The following is an 18,123-nucleotide window of genomic DNA, read 5'->3' as shown; positions in this document are numbered from 1 at the left end:
CTGTCTCCTAATGGTGTGGGGTCTTCAGTATGGCTCAAGTCCAAGCTCCTCCAACGTCTCGTAGTGCTTCCTGCAGCCCCGACACATTCCGCATCCCTCGTTTGCTACGTGGCATGAGTGGGCCCAAGCGAGCACATCTCTCGGAACCGCAGAAGTTTTGATGAGCTCGGCGCCGCTTAGCATGATGGCTGGTGCCTCAAGGGTAATCCCGCCTTCCTGGCAGCGAAGCACGGCGCTCATGGTTTCCAAAAATTCCGGCTTTCCATCTGCGTGAACGCCGTCGGTACGAAGAGTGCCGATAAGAAGCCTATCAACTCCGAGAGCGCTAGCCTTCATCGCCGCTAAGGTAACCAGCATTTGATTGCGGAACGGCCACCATTCGGAAACCGGTGCGAGTTCTGCAGGAGCTTTACCGGCCATATCACCACTGCCCAACGCACTAAGGTCCGCTTCGATTACATGATGCTCAATCGCCAGGACCTCGCATACTTGAGCGGCCGCTCGAACCTCCGCGGTCGCTGCGCGTTGACCGTACGCCACGGTTATCCCAACTTCGGGGCGCAGCCAATAGGCGATTGCGACCGAATCCATTCCACCGGAAATGAGCAGTGCAGTTTTCATGCTTTCCACGCCGTGTGATGGAGTGCGGTGACAAAGTCGAAGAAAACCTTACAGTCAGAACCGACCACCATTTTCAAATCCTCCTCATTGACCGCTTGAGCAAGCGCGTACACTGGGATGCCGCGTGCACGCGCGTAACCCACTTCGAAGATGGTGCCGGCGTCGAGTCCATCGAGAATGGCGAATACACGGTCGCATTCATTCAGCGCCTTGATATCTTCAGGACCAACGACCTGCGCAGGCCCCGGCCCTACGTCGTGAACCGGGGAAAATACTTCCATGCCCAATTCCCCCAAACTGCGGCGAGCCTCGTCGACGAGCCATCGTTGTCCAAGATTGAAGAACGGACTCGCCAAGTAGACCCGTCCCTTGACTGTCGATGATGCGGTGCGCGGCGTGTCAATTAATTGCTGCGGTAGAAGAGCAGGCAGGGCCATTGTCTCGGCGTAGTGCGAAACGGCTTTCGACGCTAATTCAGCTGCGGTAGCCGGGGAATTTCGGTGCACCGCCCACTGCGCGGCAAATATCGCTGCGAACACATCGCCCGAACCGATAGTCCATACGAGCTCACTCCGATATGCTGGTATGTGAGCGACTGCGCTGTCACAGGTGTACACATACGCGCCAGTCGGCCCCGACTTCACCACGACAACCTCTGCCCCGCGAGCCAGCAAAGCCTTGGCACTCATCTCAAAGTCAGGGTCACCTCCCATCGCAATAATTTCGCTGCGGTTAGCTACAATGGCCAAGTGCTCGGCTTGGCTACCGTTCTCCCAGAAGGACTCTGGCCGAAACGCCGATTGAGGGTCGTATACGCACCATTTTGCATCGACCTTTCCAGAGCCTTCTAGCATCCCAAATCGGAGCACTGTGTCAGCACTCACCAAAATGGGCTCCAACGCCGTGATTCGCGCCAGGGGAGGACGGATTATGGGTGTCGACATGCAATGAACGTAATCGAACGACATACCCGCCGGCGCTGGTGTAGTAACCACTCCGAACCCGTAAATCTTTGCCGCCTTAGCGAAGTCTTGCTCGACATCGGGGTGGGCATAGGTATATAAATTAACCCGATTGACGTGACTAACGAGCGCTGTCGCCGCGCGGCCGCCGGAGCCGAACAGTTGGTCCCATGCTGGCCAAATGCATTGCTCGTAGTAGACCCCACCCACAACATTTATTTGAGTCGTCGTCATGCCAGCCTGACTCGCACCTGGCAGGAGCCGCCTTGAATGCTGACTACCTCGGCGACGTAACGCCGGCCACTCTGAATGCATTCGATAATTTGGAGCATTGACCGGGACGTAATCGACCCAACGATTTGCCCCGTACTATCTTGCACGACAAGCCTTTGCGGAGGCCCCACAATGAAGACGACGTCGAGCACAGAGCCCGGCGACAAAGTTCTTAACGCTACGGGGGAAACAGAGTTGAGCTGAGTCAGCTCGTCAATTGCGCAAGGGTTTCCAGGCCCGATGTCACCACCACCAATTCCGTCCCCAACTTGAGGAGGAACAGGTATTCTCGGCACAGGACGCCAATCACCACCACCACCACCGCCTCCAGTCATGCTTCCTCCACTTTATTCTTAGATTCAGAGCTGCGAAATGTAAAACGCCGACAGTGAAAATCTTACTTGCTGTTCGTTCCTTAAACCATCCAACCGGTCACCTCGGCGGTAAGTCGCCAAAGGCGGAGCGGGCGATTGGAGGCTTTCTGATTTTATAGGAGATTGCTGCGCCGAAACAACTTGTAATGGCAGAATTAAATCTTTTGGTAGATGGAAGGGGCCGGTGATTTTTCCCAATTGGGTCCACTGCTCCTCAGCCCCGTCCGCACCCCGGTTCCGCCGTGCCCGTGTGCGCTCCACTCCTCTTGCGTCGCCCACATGTCCATCACCTTCTACCATTGGATTATCCGGCGGAGAACGTCCCTCTCTCTGTATCGAGTGCTCTTGAATTCCCCTTCGTTCGTCTCTTTGCAATGCGCGCTGCTGAATCCTCTGACGGCTATTTGCCGAGAGGATGGGCGTATCTCGCGAGACGTTAAGGCGACTGGAAAAGGGGGACCCCACCATCTCTATCGGAATTTACCTACGAGCATTGCGCGTGTTGGGGTTGGACGAAGACATCAACGTCGTCGCTCGGGATGAAGTGTTCAGTCGCAAGTTTCTGAAGATAACTGTGGAGGCGTAGGATTCGCAAGGTTCTTTCGATTTTGCATCCGACCGAACTCATGAAGGCTTCAGCATATGCTGGGTCAAATTTGACCTACTAGCGATTGAAAAATCGAAGTATCTGCTCTACCATCATCACATTCAAAAGCTACGTAATGAGCGGGTGTGTAAAACGTAGCGCCACCTAACAGTCCTTTCGCTTAGGTCCCACCTGGAGTGGTTAAGAGAATCCCGCACGCAACGGTCGCTTAGGCGGCCGTTGTGCCGTTTACGCCTACCCTACTGGTAGGGGCCATCGGCCAGCTAACTGTCCGATGGCGGGCAGCTTCCGCTACCTCTGACGCGCTAAGCTTAGCGTCAAGCCTTTTCACATTAAAATTATCTGGAATTCAGCTATATTCGATATATCTGATATTCGAGTATTTCGGATTTATCTGATATTCGGCTATGTTGACCTTATCCGAATTTCAGCTAAAATGGTTTTATCTGAATATCGGATACTTCGAACATGTCCTTCGCACCGACCTCCCTTCTGCTCCTCACCGCGCCACAACTCGGTCAACTTCTCGTATCGACCCGCAAACGGCATAAGCTCACGCAAGCCGCGGTAGCGAGCCGCGTAGGACTGAGCCAAAATCGCATCTCCCATTTGGAAAAAAATCCCGACGAAATCAGCGTCAGGCAGCTGCTCAGCTGGTGCTCAGCACTTGAACTGGAACTGCGACTTGGAGAGAGAGATACTTCAGCTGCAAGCACTTCGGCGGAGTGGTAATCATGGGGCGCCGCTCGCACAGCCAAACCCTCCATCTCTGGGCCAATGGCGATTACGTCGGACGTTGGACAGTCAAAGCCAACGGGGACTCTGAGCTGGTATATGACGAAGCCTGGCGCGCCTCCAAACTTGGGCGCCCAATTTCCCTGTCGTTACCGTTCAACTTTCATAACGAGCCGCTCAAAGGAGTCAACGTCTCGAACTATTTCGAGGGCTTGCTACCAGACAGCGACATCATTCGAAAACGTGTAGCGGCCCGCTTTAAGACGGGTTCTCTTGAAGCTTTCGACCTGCTGGCGGCTATCGGCCGGGATTGCGTCGGCGCATTGCAACTCTTGCCTGAGGGCATTGCCCCCGAAGGAATTGCTAAAGTTAATGGCGTAGTCGTTGATGAGGATGACATCGAGCGGCATCTGCTTGAAGTAATGAATGTAGAGCGGCACGGTGCCCCAGAAGACCCCGATGACGACTTTCGAATTTCGCTGGCTGGAGCGCAAGAAAAACACGCCTTCTTGCGGTGGGATGGTAAATGGATGAAGCCACTTGGAACTACGCCAACAACGCACATCTTCAAGCTCCCAATTGGAATGGTTGGCGGAAAAAAGGCCGACTTCTCCACGTCGGTCGATAACGAGTGGCTATGCCTGCGGCTATTCAAGGAGTACGGGCTCCCCACGGCGAATGCCGAAATTGCGACGTTCGGTTCGCAACGAGTGCTCATTGTCGAACGCTTCGACCGCGTGCTATCCAGAGATGGTAACCAGGTGTTCCGGCTTGTCCAGGAGGACTTTTGTCAGGCAACTGGAACCTCTCCGCTATTGAAATACGAAAATGAAGGCGGGCCAGGCCTGACGCAGATGTTCGCCCTCTTGCAGCAATCACAGCAGGCTGCAGCTGACATGCACACGCTCATGGCCTCCCAACTGCTCTTCTGGATGTTGAGTGCTCCCGATGGTCACGCAAAAAACTTCAGCATTCAACTTCTCGCTGGTGAGGGACGTTTCAAGATGACTCCAATCTACGACGTGATGTCCGCCTACCCCGTGATAGGCCCCGGACCGAACCAGTGGGCGGAACGTAAGCTCAAATTAGCGATGGCGCTACTAGGCAACAACCGGCACTATCTAGCGCATACCATCCAGCGTCGACACTTCAATAGCACCGCGAAGGAGGTCGGCTACGGTGCGAACGCGGAACCGCTGCTGCTCGATTTCATCGCACGTACGCCGGCGGTGGTTGACAAGGTCCGCGGCGAACTGCCTGCAGGATTCTCGGAAAAAGTCGCCGACAAGGTTCTGGGTGGTCTTCTCGCAGCCGCGCGCAAGCTCGAATCCATGCCCCCAGCCTGACACAGGTCCCTACCACCCGTCCGCCTGTCCCGTTGGCCATATGTCGACGCAGTACCCAAATCTTCGCTTCAGAGAGCCGTGTTCCGCTTCTGCTGCGAGCAGGCCAGCATAATAAGGCTGACCAAAGGCTAGGTGCCCGTGACATACCCTCGCGAACTCAGTTTGCTTACCGTGTCCGACTCGGACACGGTACTGAACCATCCGGGCACGGCGCCACTCCAGCCGGCGCATGGCACCATCTCAAGCTGATGACGGTGACCTAGAAGGGGCGTGTCCTACTAGGACACGAAGGCTCGGTACCTGCAACATACCCTCGCGAGCTCAGTTTGATTGCCGTGTCCGACTCGGACACGGTACTGAACCATCCGGGCACGGCGCCGCTCCAGCCACCGCGTACCACCATCTCAAGCTGATGACGGTGACTTGGAGGGAGCGTGTCCTACTAGGACACGAAGGTTCGGTACCTGCAACATACCCTCGCGAGCTCAGTTTGATTGCCGTGTCCGACTCGGACACGATGCTGAACTACCCGGGCATGGCGCACTTCGGCCGGCACGCGGCGCCATCTCCAGCTGATGACGGCGACTTGGAGGGGGCGTGTCCTACTAGGACACGAGGCTCGTTCCCGCAGCGGAGCCATTTCAACTGCAGGGTGTTCTAGTAGGACACTTTGTTGCCAGCGGTGCATGACCGGTTTCAGCACTAACTAGGCGAGCGCTTAGGTAGCTACGCTTCTTACTTTCAATGTCTTCTACCGAATGCACGCCAAAAGACTTGTTCCGCAAATCGTCTCGCATCGAAGCGATTTCAGGATAACGTGTTCTATACCCACGATTGATTTGCAATACGCGCCATCCGCAGGCATCACCGCCTTTCGCGCTATACCGATAGCGAGCAGAAATCTGCCAACATTTTTTTCACTGAGCCATACCTGCACTCCCCGCCCCTTCAAATTTCAAAGGGGGCACTACGTGAGCAAGGAAACCGTCGATAAATCAGATGGTTACAGCATTCGCAGGTATTTCACTCCGTCGCCTATAACTGCATCGCAGGCGCCGAAAGCGAAGAAAGTGCGGGCGAAAGGATGGCATTTGGAGCCCCTCACTTATCAATACCTGTTGGACGAACAGACCAAAGCTGTACAACTGAAAACCCTGAACGAACAAACGGCGCGCAATCGGGCGACTGCGCTCCGGCAATTCCTCGCAGCTAACAAGCTGCACGTAGGCGATGTAGTCGGCGACGAAATGCGGCTCAGGCATCCCGAAGCAATCGAACGCTTTGTCCATATGCTGCAGTCCAATGACAAGTCGCCTCGCTCCATTTCGAATACCCGCGCAGCATTCCGGCCATGGAAGGATGCGGTCGTCGAACATGACACGCAGGTTGCAATCGCACTTCAAAAAGGCACACCTTTCGTTCAAGCCATCAAGGGTGTCATGGCAAATTCACCACTAAAACGCGTCGCCAAACTTGCAGGGGTGCCGCCAGACATGCTGCGTGGTTGGCTGTTAGGGAAACAGCCTCGCCCTTCTAGCGTCAAATTCTTGAATCGAATCGAAGGATTCTTTGGTCTGGAGCAGTCGAGCCTTGTGCATCTGGCCGGCATCAATTCCCGAGGACATCGAGTTCAGCTCGGGGGAAGTCCGCCGCAAATCGAATACAACCGAACCGTCTCTGCCCTCTCGAGAAAACAATATTGGTGCAGGCCTAAACCAGGCTCGCAACTGCGCAGTCAGTGGGCTGATTTCCTCAAATACAAGACCTCGGCCAACCCTGAAAAGAAGCGGACCAAAAGGGGAAAATGGTCGTTTTCTCCATGCCCGCAAATGGCGAGAACGGAGACGAACTGGTGGGGTTTCCTCAACGGGAAAGAAGTTGCTGCAGCGAGGATGGCATGGGCAAAGTTTGCCTCCTATTTGGGTTGGTTAGCTCTCCCACGAAGCGAAGGAGGAAAAGGAATAGCGCGCGACAAAGTCGAGACCTTGGCTTGGTTGGCAGTACCAGACTACCTTGAAGAATATCTCGACTGGAGCAAGGCTCGAATCGGACATCACAACCAAGGAACAATACAGTTCCTGGCGCAAATCGCGTCGATGGTCCGCCCCCGCCAAGGCTATTTGTGGCAAAGCCCCGAATTGCAAAAGACCTTGCCAAAACAATTTGCGAATAGCGACTGGCAGGGCCTGTGCGAGTACCAATTCGAAACCCAAGAGAACCTTACCTCTGCCATGACCTCGGAGACTGTGGTTTCACGAGATTCGTTCGAGCCGATTCGCGAGATTGTCGAGTTGCCACAACCTATGGAGGCGGTCGCCGACATGCTGCAACGTATGCAGGCCGACCGCCCCATCGGCCGAGCTGCTACAGTCGAAGCATTGTGGGGACGCGACATCGCACTCATCAAGCTCCTGTTGTCCAATCCGCTTCGCAAAGCCAACATTTCGCATTTGACCTGGCGCCCAGATAATTCGGGCGAGCTCTATCAGCGAGGCGACGGGTCTTGGTGGATTAGGATTCCTAAGCACAAGTTCAAGAATAGAAAAGGCGCTGCAGGGGACAAACAATATGATTGCGAGGTTCAGTCCTTCGCTTGGCCGGCTATTGAACGCTATCTATTTGTTTATCGCCCTACTCTGCAAAGGTCACCCACTGATTTGGTTTTCTTAACCAGACTGTTGGGAAACAAAACGATTCATCAGCCTTGGACAGGGCTAGGCGCGATGATTCGAAGCGCAACGAATAAGTATGTTGTTCGTTCACCCGGGTTCGGCCCACACGCATTCCGGCACATCGTTGCATCATCCATCCTAAAGGCACCAGGAGGAACCCATAGAATTGCAGCCAACGTTCTCAACGACCGGGTCGCGACAGTGGAAAAGCACTACGATGGCCTGACGAGTAACGATGGCTCTCGCGATATGGCACGGCTGCTAGGTCCACAATTCAATCGTATGTAACTACTGCGTCGCAGCACTGAGTTGCGGCTACAGTGCTTCTCAGGGCAGCTATCGTGGCAAGCTGGCGACGGTAATCGGGGCCTAATCCGCTGACGCTGAAGGTCATTGAGTTCGCGACCTTCAGCGCATTGAATCCTAGACTGTCAGGACCACCTTTTTGTCTGGAATTGGGAGAAAACCACCCGTCATCCCTGCAATGTTCTCTGACGACGACTTTTGTCCATTGTGGCCCCAACGCCGAATTTGGGCCTGCATGGTTGGGCCAGCCTCTCTCCATGCGGGATAGCTCACATCTAACGTGTAGTCTGAAGTGCCCAAGTTGTCGGCTGGCTGGAGGAGTTCTATTCGGCCAAGCAATTCCTGTTCAACCAGTCGCACAGGTACACCAAACGCCTTGCTCGATGACCATCGGCCTCGCAAGGCGTTTCTACGCTAGAGTGCAGCCATTTCATTTAGATACGTTCCATGCGGTGCGCGTCACCCAGACGTTCTTCCCGTCTTCAGACAATTTGTAACTGCTAACCCTGCTGGAAAGTGGAACTTCTTCGCCCATCAATCTTTCTAGCGCACGAATAAGGCTGGCGCGAAAATTCCGAATGTGTGACTCGTACCCGGACAGATGGCGAAGCGTCTCAAGTGGTAGCCAATGCCCTTTCGAGTGCGTAGCGTAAAAGTTTGAAAGCCATCCGAGCAAGCCATCCAAAGTGACGGCCGACTTATCGACCGCGGTCCAACTGGCCGGCCCAAACATTTCAGCTACTCGCTCGGGGACACTTAAGAGCAATGCATCACTTCCCTTGTAGTCGCCTGCCACAGCACCATCTTGGAAGGATACGGCGAGAAGCTTCGGCATCTCCAAGTTCATCCGATTAAACCGAATCCGGACTTGCGCTAAGCTGAGGCGAAGCAAGCTTGCACGAATTGCCTTGTGAGTCTGCAGGCCGTATGAAATTCCGGCTCGAGCTGCGAACTGATAGAACGAAGTGCTGACGTAAAAACCCTCCTGCGACAGCGGCTGGTCGCGGTAATACTCCAGGCACGTCGAATAGATGCGTCTGTCGAACTGGCACAATTCGTATCCGCTCAGTAGGATTGTCATGTTTTCAAAGGAGCCGATTTCCTTTGCTGCCACCAAAGGTGAACAATCACCTTCGAGTACCTTTGGGCTATCAGCCTGAATACTGGAGCTCGAGGAAAATAGTGCAGACCTCAGAAATGCATTTGGAAATGCTTGAGCCATGGCGGACCAACTTGGAAGGTACACGACGTTTCCACGTCGAACAGACTGGCGTCGCCGCACCTCCTTGAACTCTTCCTCTGTAGCGTTATCCGGGACCGTCGCGATAGGTACCTCAGTGCTACCACGTTTAGATTTACGGTCAATGTTCCTTTGGATTCGCTCCAGCTCCTCCGCTGCCGCCAATATCGTCAACTGGCTGTGTGGTGCTGCGGTTAAGGCCGCTTCAGCGGTATTCATTGAGAGGACACGTAGACGGTCACTGTAATCTTGCTTAGTATTCGTCATCTGGCTGACTTAATATTCAATCTAAAAAGCTGGCAAATAGTCGCGCGAACTAGCACGGAACCTAAGTATAGACGCGCTATCGACCAATCCGAGTGGCCGACGCAGTTTGATATACATTTGACCTCCACATCGCGAAAACTTGACCTCTACATCTCAATTACTTGACTTGCACATCACAAAAACTTGACTTACACATCGCAATTGAACTGATAAAGTGAGAAAAATAGGCTTAATTTCAGCGAAATTCTCGTGTGGATATACGTGGCCTAGTCGCTGTAGTAATGTTCTAGGCATTTTAGTCGAATCCGCAAGCTCGGATTCTTATCTCTGCGACAACGTGAATCCGCTCTTTTCATCGCTCGCCCTCGCATTGGTTCCGGCGACATCACGCGCAAGGGAAAGTGAAGTCTGCGCCATGGAAGCGAGGCCGCAACCAGGTGGGCCAATGTCGATTTCAAGACTCGAAAGGGCCCCGGCCCCTGAACAGCTAAGCTGTAGATAATTTACTTAACAACCCGCCCTCTTAATGAAGCATTCCAAGAAAACAACCGAACTTCGATTTCGGAATTTGCTTCTGGACATCGCAAATGATGGAGACGAAGAACAATATTGATGATGCTTTAAGGGGCGATGTTTTGGGTCGCAAGTTGCAGGTCACGGCCCTGCAGAGAAATCAGGGGAAACAGCAAAACTCCATCACGCCTATCATGTGCACCATAAATGCTGGAGCCGCTTGCATACTGATGTGATGCATTAAGAATCAGTCCGACGAGGACAGCACACCAGCCACCTGGTTGCGCGTCCCTTCCAACGGCGAAGTACAACACTAGGCTCGTTGGCAATTGTGGATTTCAATGTAATTTGTCCCATTAATCTACTTTTAAGGACAGATGACAAACACGCGGGAGGCTTCTTTGAAAAACCTTGAGAGCCTATAAGGTAACAAGCGTGGGTTTTCAACTCACACCGCATATGCGATGTCTGACGCTTATCACACATTACACGCTCTCCAAAAGCGTATGACGCGCTACCCCTGAGAGCCGATAAACTAGCGAACCTAGTTGCCCAATCCATTGCGGCGCCGCAGGGCCGCGTTGGTGTTCGGCCAATCGCCTCGGGCAATGACCTCAAAATATCGCAAGTTTCCATTTTGGGCTGCGTAACGCAAGGCTACATAGAAAATTCGACGCATCCAGGGTGAGCGCCACTACTGCGCACGATACCCCTGGAAGTCATGCAAACTATGCTCCAGTAAACTACCTAGCGACTTCATATCAAGCTTGGCGTGGCGTCAGCTTGTGGCACAACACCGAAGAGGCGCAAAGCGTTACGGCTGCATCGGGTTCCAAGCGTCATTTGCAACCCATCCCCGAGTCGAGAGTCTGGGTAAACCATGTATTCAAGGTGGCGCGCCACACAGCCAGCCTTTTTTGGACTTCCGTCGGCGGCGTTTCACTCACGACTTTTTTCTCTGTCAACTTGCGATTTAGCTCCTCGTCAGCAATTGCCTGGGGGAGCAATGTCGCTCGAATGAGCTGCCTCCGCTGGGGCGTCTTCACTGCAGTTCTTAGCATGGCAGGTGGCGACGTCAGGACCGACGGCAGCAGCCTAGCGGGTTCGGGGGAGAGTTGAGTGACCTCCTCTTGGGCGTGCCCCTAGTTCGCCTCATACTTCCCGTGGCGAATTGATGGTACGCGGGCCTTCACAACCTTGCCAAACACGGCACGTGGAAGGGGAACTCCGAATCGCAATGGCGAGCATGTTGCATTGTGTTCAAGTTTTGACTACTCCAAAGGTATTTCGGAGATAGTGAGGCTGGAGCGCGGAGATAAGTTGCGTGTACCGGGGGCGGTCGAAAAGATGAGTGGGTGAGCCACTTTTTTCGCCCTACTGTTACTGTAAAATGTTGCCAAATATAGCGTTTTGCGTTCAAGTATAGTTCTATACGCAACGCAAGCAGATTAGAAAGTTTGCAGAAATACAATGAGTAAAAAAACAAGAGGAAATGCAGCAGGGAACAATGACGAGGTTCAAGCGCCTCTCACTTTTCTCGACCTTTTCTCGGGATGCGGTGGTTTTTCAATTGGACTCGAAGATGCAGGCATGGTTTGTAAAGCTGCAGTTGACTTCAATGACGCCGCAATCGAAACCTTTAAAGCCAATCACAACAGTGGAACGCTAGGTTTAGTACGAGACCTGACTAAGTTTAGCCCGAAAGACTTGGACAAAGAATTGGGCGGCGCAGTGCGCATCAATGTCATTGTTGGCGGTCCGCCCTGCCAAGGCTTCTCCAAGGCTCGGACAGTCGATGGCTCAAATCATGGTGAGCGGCTGGTGCATGACCCACGTCGCTTCCTTTATAAAGACTTTCTTCGATTTGTAAAGTACTACCAGCCGTCGGTCTTCGTAATGGAGAACGTACCCGGCATCAAGTCAGCGGCAGGGGGAGAGTTTTTTACTAAGCTCCAAGTTGAGAGTCGGGAGCTGGGGTACAGGGTCATCCCATACGAGGTCGAGGCTTGGCGTTTTGGAGTTCCCCAGAAGCGCGTCCGTCAGCTAATTATCGGAACGCGGCGTGAGCTGCCATTATTTATCCCTGATAAGTACATTCGCCAGACTCACACTGACCCCGCCAACATCAGCAATAGTGAAGGACTGCAACCGTTCGTCTCACTTGGTGAAGCCATTGGCGACCTTCCAGAGATTGCAGCGGGCGATGAACTATATGAACGCTCCTACAAAAGCACGTTGCGACAAGCGCATATCAAGAAGTATGGAACTCGATACATCCACGATGTACTGAAGGCGAATCAAGTGGAAAGGCTGACCGCCCATTCGGCCCGACCACACAGCCTTCGAGACTTGCGCGACTTCGCTAGACTTGACGAAGGCGAGAACAGTAAACAGGCATTGGCTCGTGGTGTCGAGATGGAGTTTCCGTACGACCGCGACAATTTCAAGGACCGGTATACGCGGCAGCATCGCAATCAGCTTTGCTCGACCATCGTTGCCCACCTAAAAAAAGACGGGCTAATGTTCATTCATCCGACGCAGACGAGGTCACTTACTCCGCGCGAAGCGGCTAGGGTGCAGAGTTTCCCAGATACTTTTTGGTTACCAGAAGCAAGAACCAACTCGTTCGCCCAAATTGGGAATGCAGTGCCGCCATTGGTAGGGAAGGCCATGGGTATGGCTATTATTGAGTACCTAAGCAATGCCGACAACGGAGATATCGCAGCGCCTCGCGTGGGCGTGCAACTGCCCGATGGCAGAGACGCAGCAATTGAACAACTCGAGTCCTTCGTTGGGGCCACTAGTCTTCGACCGTTAGCGCAGCTTTCAAAGGATGAATTCCTCTCTGCATGGTGGGCAGTGGGATTCTTGCACCCCAACTTGCATCCAGATGCCGCGCGGGACAACGGTAAATCGCTTAGTCCCGGACCGAAGCGTGGTGTGAGTTTCGTAATTGAGCCTGTTTTCGTCCGAAGTGGATGGCCGGTTGAGCTAGTACCAATTGCGTGCGAGGCACGAAGGCGCTTCAATGAGGGAACGCTTTCCGAGGACGAATATTACTGCTCCGCGGCCGTCATGGCAGGTGCAGTAAGCCACAATATGTCTGAGTAGATGGTCATTCAAGGATAAGTTAGGGAGCTAGGATGAGTGTTAAGGGCGTTGAGAGTATTCCGGGCGCAAAGCGATTGATTCGCTCTCTGCGGGACATGGGTTATGAGTTTGAGGCTGCTATCGCCGACCTTATAGATAACTCCATTGAGGCAGGCGCAAATAATGTACGCGTCGATGTTGAATGGAATGGAGAAGACTCCTGTGTCATGATTGCCGATAACGGTAGCGGCATGTCAGCACAGGAGCTCCGGGAGGCACTTAGGTTTGGCGCTGAACGTGACTATGACAGTGAAGACCTCGGCAAGTTCGGTCTCGGACTCAAAACAGCTTCGTTGAGCCAATGCATGAGGCTTACAGTCGCGTCTCGCCAAAACGTGAATCGTGTCGACATCAACGCCTACAGCTGGGACCTAGGGCATATCGAGGCAACAAACCGCTGGGAAATACTTCCTGTGAAGTCAGCCGACCTGCAATCTGGAGCAAGGCAACATCTCAAGGAGACTCCTGGAACAGTAGTTATCTGGGAGCGGCTCGACCGCATCCTAGGATTCAAGCGTCCAGACGGGGAATCTGCTCGCAAACAATTAAACGCCATGTGCCGGGACTTAGAGGAGCACTTGGCAATGGTATTTCATCGTTTCCTGGAAGGTGCGGTTCGCGGTAAGCGCCTTGCGATTTATCTGAACGGAAACAAGGTAGTGCCATGGGACCCGTTTGCTCGGGGTGAGGCCAATACGCAGCGGCTCGAGCCAGTGGTTCTGCGCATCGAGCAGGAAAAGGGGAAATCCGATGTGGTTCTGGAACCTTATGTCCTTCCTGCGCAAGCCAAGTTTTCTACGCCTGACGCCTTTAACCGTGCCTCTGGTCCCAACAAGTGGAATCGTCAACAAGGCTTTTATATTTATCGAGCTGACCGCATGATTCAGAGTGGCGGTTGGAGCAAACTTCGCACGCTTGACGAGCATAATAAGCTGGCCCGCGTTGCTCTCTTCTTCAGTCCAAAGGTAGATGAAGAATTCAAAATCAACGTACCGAAAATGAGGGTGGCACTGCCCGCGGAGATTAAAGACGATGTAATGAAAGCTATTGGTCCAGTGGTGAAACTGGCAAACGCTGCATATCGAGCAGGGGTAAAAGGAAATGGGGGCGGTAGCACACCTCCTCGCCCACCGGCTCCGACGCCTAGTGGAGAGCGGAATCCACCGGCTCCATCTCCAGCACAGCCCCCTACCCCAGGGCCTGCCGCTGCGGCCGGACGCAATGGGAGCTCTAATAACAGGGTCGATATGAATATTGACTTGGACCATGTGGAATCTCTTCTTGAGCGTGTCGCTAGGCCGGAAGAATGGCCAGTCGTGCGGCGCGTAGTCGCACGCGCCAAGCAAACCTTTGCGGAGTAACCCATGGCACAGCTGTCCTTACAACAGGAACAAGCGCTCAAGACCGCAAGGTTTCTAATGGACCTAGGGCATTCCAAGGTGGATGTCCTTTCTAACCCACTCATCCCTGTGGACCTTCGACAGTGGGTTGAAGAACGGCTTGATGAGGAGGCAAATCGAACGTTCGAACGTGCTCGTGTCATTTCTGTGGGAGAAGAGTCAACTGATTGGCTGTCAGGCGTCGACCGTAGCGAGTGGTATTATTGGCCAACCCTCCGCGCGTACCTACTTGGTATCAAGGGGTGGCCAAAGGATACGGTCGCTTCGCTGGATGACGCGTCCGACCGCATCTTGCGAGAACTTAGGCCACCGTCGACCAATGAGTTCGATGTTCGTGGCTTAGTACTTGGTTATGTACAAAGCGGCAAGACAGCCAACTTCACGGCACTCATTGCCAAAGCCGCTGATGCCGGCTATCGCTTGGTAGTCGTTTTTTCCGGTATCGACAACGGTTTACGTCGCCAAACCCAAATTCGTCTTAATCGTGAGCTGACCGGATATCCGTCCAATCCGCCTGGTGCAGTTAGGATGCCCCCAGTTGGCAAGCAATGGCATCAATTTACTACCGACGAACTCCAGGGAGACTTCCACGCAGGTCGCGCAAATCATGCCGCCCTCCAAGGGTCGCAGCCGGTCCTACTGGTGGTTAAAAAGAATGGTCCTGTGCTTAGGCGCCTGCAAAACTGGTTCCAGTCCGCGCCTGAGGATGTCCGGGCTACACTGCCGGCGTTATTCATTGACGACGAAGCGGACCAAGCTAGCGTCGATTCGCGCGGCAGCTACCAGACCCAGGAGGAATTCGATGCAGACCACCCAGACTACGAACCGCCCGCAGTAATCAATGGTCTCATTCGGACGCTTATAGGAATGTTCAGCCGAAGGGCGTATGTGGCATATACAGCCACCCCTTTCTCGAACATACTTATTCCGCATGACACATATGATGCTACTGCAGGAGCAGACCTGTATCCGAAAGACTTCTTCATTGACCTACCAAAGCCCCGTGGATACTTTGGTACTGATGAATTTTTCGGACGCTTTGACCCAGTCGACGAATCCGAGGTGGATGGGCTAGATGTCCTTCGAATTGTTTCTCCCGAAGAGGTGGTTGACTTTGTACAGAACAATGAATTGACGCCTAGTGTTGACCAAGCATTGCACGCATTTATTCTCGGGGGCGCCGCACGAGCGTTGAGGGGGAAGCCCGATGCACCTTGCACAATGCTTGTTCATACGAGCCAACGTATTGCCGACCAAGAACCAACCAAACTGTTGGTGGAGGAGCGATTCCGAGAACTTCGGGATGACTGGCGCTATAGCCGGAAGAGTGGCATTCGCACGCGACTAGCCAATTTGTGGAAGAAAGACTTCGCTCCGACCACCAGCAGCATACCTGGTCGTCCCCTGCACACGTTTGAACAACTTGAGCCGTTCATTGGTCCATTCCTTGAAGCTGTTGTGGTGCGAGAAATAAACAGCGATAAGGGAGAGGTATTGGATTATGAGCGCGAACCATCCCTCAAAGCGATTGCAGTCGGTGGCAATCGTCTTTCGCGTGGACTTACGCTTGAGGGACTTTTAGTTAGTTACTTCGCCCGGCGTTCGCCCCAATACGATACATTGCTCCAAATGGCGCGTTGGTACGGATACCGAGGTGGATACGAAGACTTGACTCGCATCTACACAACCAGAGAACTTGCGGACTGGTTCTCCGACTTGGCGCTGGTCGAGCATCGCCTTCGCCAAGATTTGCAGGTTTACGAGCATAGGCCTGATTTAAGGCCCAGCGATGTGGGCATGAGAATTCTGCAACATCCATCGATGCAGGTGACAAGTGCTCTCAAACGCCGTTTTACGAGTTCAAGCATTATCACTCAATCATACTCTGAGCAATTGGAGCAGACCTTCAAATTCCCGCTCCAAGCCGAGGACCGCTTAGCCATATTGTGCGAGAGAAATCGGCAGACTACGCGAAACTTCCTTACTAGCTTAGGGGAAAGTGCGGTAACAACTGGTTTCGGACCGCTGTGGTCTGATGTTTCTGCTGCAGACGTGGTCAACTTCCTCCGGTCTTTTGCAGTAGATGTCGAGATTAATAGCCTTTCAACTGAGCTCATCGCCGCATGGATTGAACGACAAAACACGGTCGGAGACTTAGTTAACTGGACCGTTGTGGTACGCGGCCGAGACAAGGAAAACGACACGCTCGGTGCGGCCACATGGTTGCCTGACGGTACGCCACCAGTATGGAACATTGGACGTACTCGACTTAAAGGTACGAACTCATTGGGCGTTATCACCACTTCCGGTGATGAAGCATTTGGGTTGACTTCGGACGAGGTGAAGGCGATGGAGAAGACTCTCGTCGATGGAGTTGAAAAGGACCGCAATCGTGCGGCACGCTTGTCACGCTCATCTAAATGTGGCTTGCTAATTCTCTATCCTATCAGCAAGTATTCCGGCCGAGATGATGCACCTCTTGGAAAAGCGCGGGAGCCCTTGTTCGATAATCCTGAGAGCCCGACAGCCCGTGACCTCATTGGTTTAGCTCTGTCGCTACCGCGGACAACCAAGGCAGGTCCTTCAGAGGCATATCTCGAAGGAACTTCACGCTGGCGCCCAGTTCTATGAAGATGGGCGACTCGTTACTTCGCTGGGACATGCTCGAAGGGGCGATTCCTAGCGGGCAGCGTCTCACAGCGCGGTTGGCCTTTCCAGATGTCCGAGATGATGTGTTCATTGCTGTGGATGCAGGGGGGCGCCGCTGCATATTAGTTGGTGTGCCATTTGGCGAACCTCACGAGTTAGCCGAGCGTATTAGCAAAGGCATCGCTGTTCAGACAGTTGTGATGACCGCTGAGGAAGGAACAGTATCCTTCTTTGTCGAAATTGCCTGTCTTGATGTGCAAGGGCATGCTGCTCTCGATGTCGTAGTCCACGAACTTGTACAGGCATTAAACGCTGGAGCAAGCATCGGCCGAGTTCGATTAGTCCAAAATGTACTCGCAAAATGGCGCCGATTCTGGTCCGGCGTTGAACAAGGTATCCTGTCGAAAGAACAGCAAATTGGATTGTTCGGCGAGCTTTGGTTTCTGTCTAGGTGGCTGGCTCCCTGCGTTGGAGCAGCTAAAGCGGCTCAGCTATGGCGTGGTCCAGTAGGCGCCCGAAACGACTTTGAGAGGACAGGCCTTGGAATTGAGGTGAAGACTTCTGGGAAGCTCGACGCGGCCTATTCAATTCATGGGTTGGAGCAACTTCTTGAACCTGCAAATGGCGTGCTGCTGTTATTTTGCTTATCTGTTCGAGACGAGTCCAGTGGCGCTGAATCCCTTCCTAAATTGGTCCAAGAAATACGCGAACAACTATCCGAAGACTTTGCTGCTCTGGCGGTATTTGAGTCCATGCTTTATGCAGCAGGATATGAGGACCAGCGAGCTAGCGAATACGGTAAGCTAGTTCTCAGAATTCGTTCCGAGGGACTATATCGAGTGCAAGCGGGCTTTCCACGGCTGGTGCCGGACTCAATCGTGGATGGACTCCCTCCAGGTGTGACAAAAGTCAGTTACGAACTCCATCTCGATGCTGCTGCACCTTGGCTTGTGGCAGCTACGCAAAGCGCTGCAGAATTGCTCTTGAAAGATTTCATCAATCAATGAA

At 53.4% G+C, this 18,123-nt stretch carries 11 protein-coding genes; 8 read left to right on the top strand and 3 right to left on the bottom strand.

Features of this window, described 5'->3' with window-relative positions:
- Window positions 1-24 precede the first annotated feature (24 nt).
- On the bottom strand, window positions 25-621 hold the full coding sequence (locus tag AC1RTP_RS09160; RefSeq protein WP_498606707.1) for a 7-cyano-7-deazaguanine synthase: 597 nt from the start codon (window positions 619-621) through the stop codon (window positions 25-27).
- Entirely contained in the window at window positions 618-1,817 is a 1,200-nt protein-coding gene (locus AC1RTP_RS09155) for a PfkB family carbohydrate kinase (protein ID WP_498606704.1), read from the bottom strand. Before AC1RTP_RS09155 ends, AC1RTP_RS09160 begins: the two co-directional genes overlap by 4 nt.
- 828 nt (window positions 1,818-2,645) lie before the next feature.
- On the opposite strand from AC1RTP_RS09155, the gene AC1RTP_RS09150 reads away from it, so the two are divergent.
- From AC1RTP_RS09150 to AC1RTP_RS09135, 4 genes are all read left to right on the top strand, one after another.
- On the top strand, window positions 2,646-2,816 hold the full coding sequence (locus AC1RTP_RS09150; protein ID WP_498606703.1) for a helix-turn-helix domain-containing protein: 171 nt from the start codon (window positions 2,646-2,648) through the stop codon (window positions 2,814-2,816).
- Window positions 2,817-3,305: 489 nt separating this feature from the next.
- On the top strand, window positions 3,306-3,569 hold the full coding sequence (locus AC1RTP_RS09145) for a helix-turn-helix domain-containing protein (protein ID WP_498606701.1): 264 nt from the start codon (window positions 3,306-3,308) through the stop codon (window positions 3,567-3,569).
- A 2-nt stretch (window positions 3,570-3,571) separates the two neighbouring features.
- Window positions 3,572-4,918: a type II toxin-antitoxin system HipA family toxin gene (locus AC1RTP_RS09140; protein WP_498606700.1), complete on the top strand. Its 1,347-nt coding sequence runs from the start codon at window positions 3,572-3,574 to the stop codon at window positions 4,916-4,918.
- Between the two features lie 971 nt (window positions 4,919-5,889).
- A complete protein-coding gene (locus tag AC1RTP_RS09135) occupies window positions 5,890-7,878 on the top strand; it encodes a site-specific integrase (RefSeq protein ID WP_498606699.1) in 1,989 nt (662 codons plus the stop codon).
- 448 nt (window positions 7,879-8,326) lie between these two features.
- Here the strand turns inward: AC1RTP_RS09135 and AC1RTP_RS09130 are convergent, their stop codons facing one another.
- The gene (locus tag AC1RTP_RS09130; protein WP_498606696.1) at window positions 8,327-9,355 is read right to left on the bottom strand and encodes a replication initiation protein; all 1,029 of its coding nucleotides are present in this window, start codon (window positions 9,353-9,355) and stop codon (window positions 8,327-8,329) included.
- Window positions 9,356-11,386: 2,031 nt separating this feature from the next.
- On the opposite strand from AC1RTP_RS09130, the gene AC1RTP_RS09125 reads away from it, so the two are divergent.
- From AC1RTP_RS09125 to AC1RTP_RS09110, 4 genes are read left to right on the top strand one after another with little or no spacing between them, the layout of a single operon-like run.
- Window positions 11,387-13,027: a DNA cytosine methyltransferase gene (locus tag AC1RTP_RS09125; RefSeq protein ID WP_498606692.1), complete on the top strand. Its 1,641-nt coding sequence runs from the start codon at window positions 11,387-11,389 to the stop codon at window positions 13,025-13,027.
- A 32-nt stretch (window positions 13,028-13,059) separates the two neighbouring features.
- Window positions 13,060-14,427: an ATP-binding protein gene (locus AC1RTP_RS09120; RefSeq protein ID WP_498606687.1), complete on the top strand. Its 1,368-nt coding sequence runs from the start codon at window positions 13,060-13,062 to the stop codon at window positions 14,425-14,427.
- A 3-nt stretch (window positions 14,428-14,430) separates the two neighbouring features.
- A complete protein-coding gene (locus tag AC1RTP_RS09115; protein WP_498606685.1) occupies window positions 14,431-17,097 on the top strand; it encodes a Z1 domain-containing protein in 2,667 nt (888 codons plus the stop codon).
- Window positions 17,094-18,122 carry a PD-(D/E)XK motif protein gene (locus AC1RTP_RS09110; RefSeq protein ID WP_498606681.1) on the top strand — a complete coding sequence of 343 codons (1,029 nt, stop codon included), beginning with the start codon at window positions 17,094-17,096 and terminating at the stop codon, window positions 18,120-18,122. Before AC1RTP_RS09115 ends, AC1RTP_RS09110 begins: the two co-directional genes overlap by 4 nt.
- The last annotated feature ends 1 nt before the right edge of the window (window position 18,123 follow it).

This window comes from Pseudoduganella sp. GW821-FHT11H04 (genome assembly GCF_058807935.1).
The sequence above is the reverse complement of the archived record's forward strand: the minus strand, read 5'-3'. Positions and strand labels throughout refer to the sequence as shown.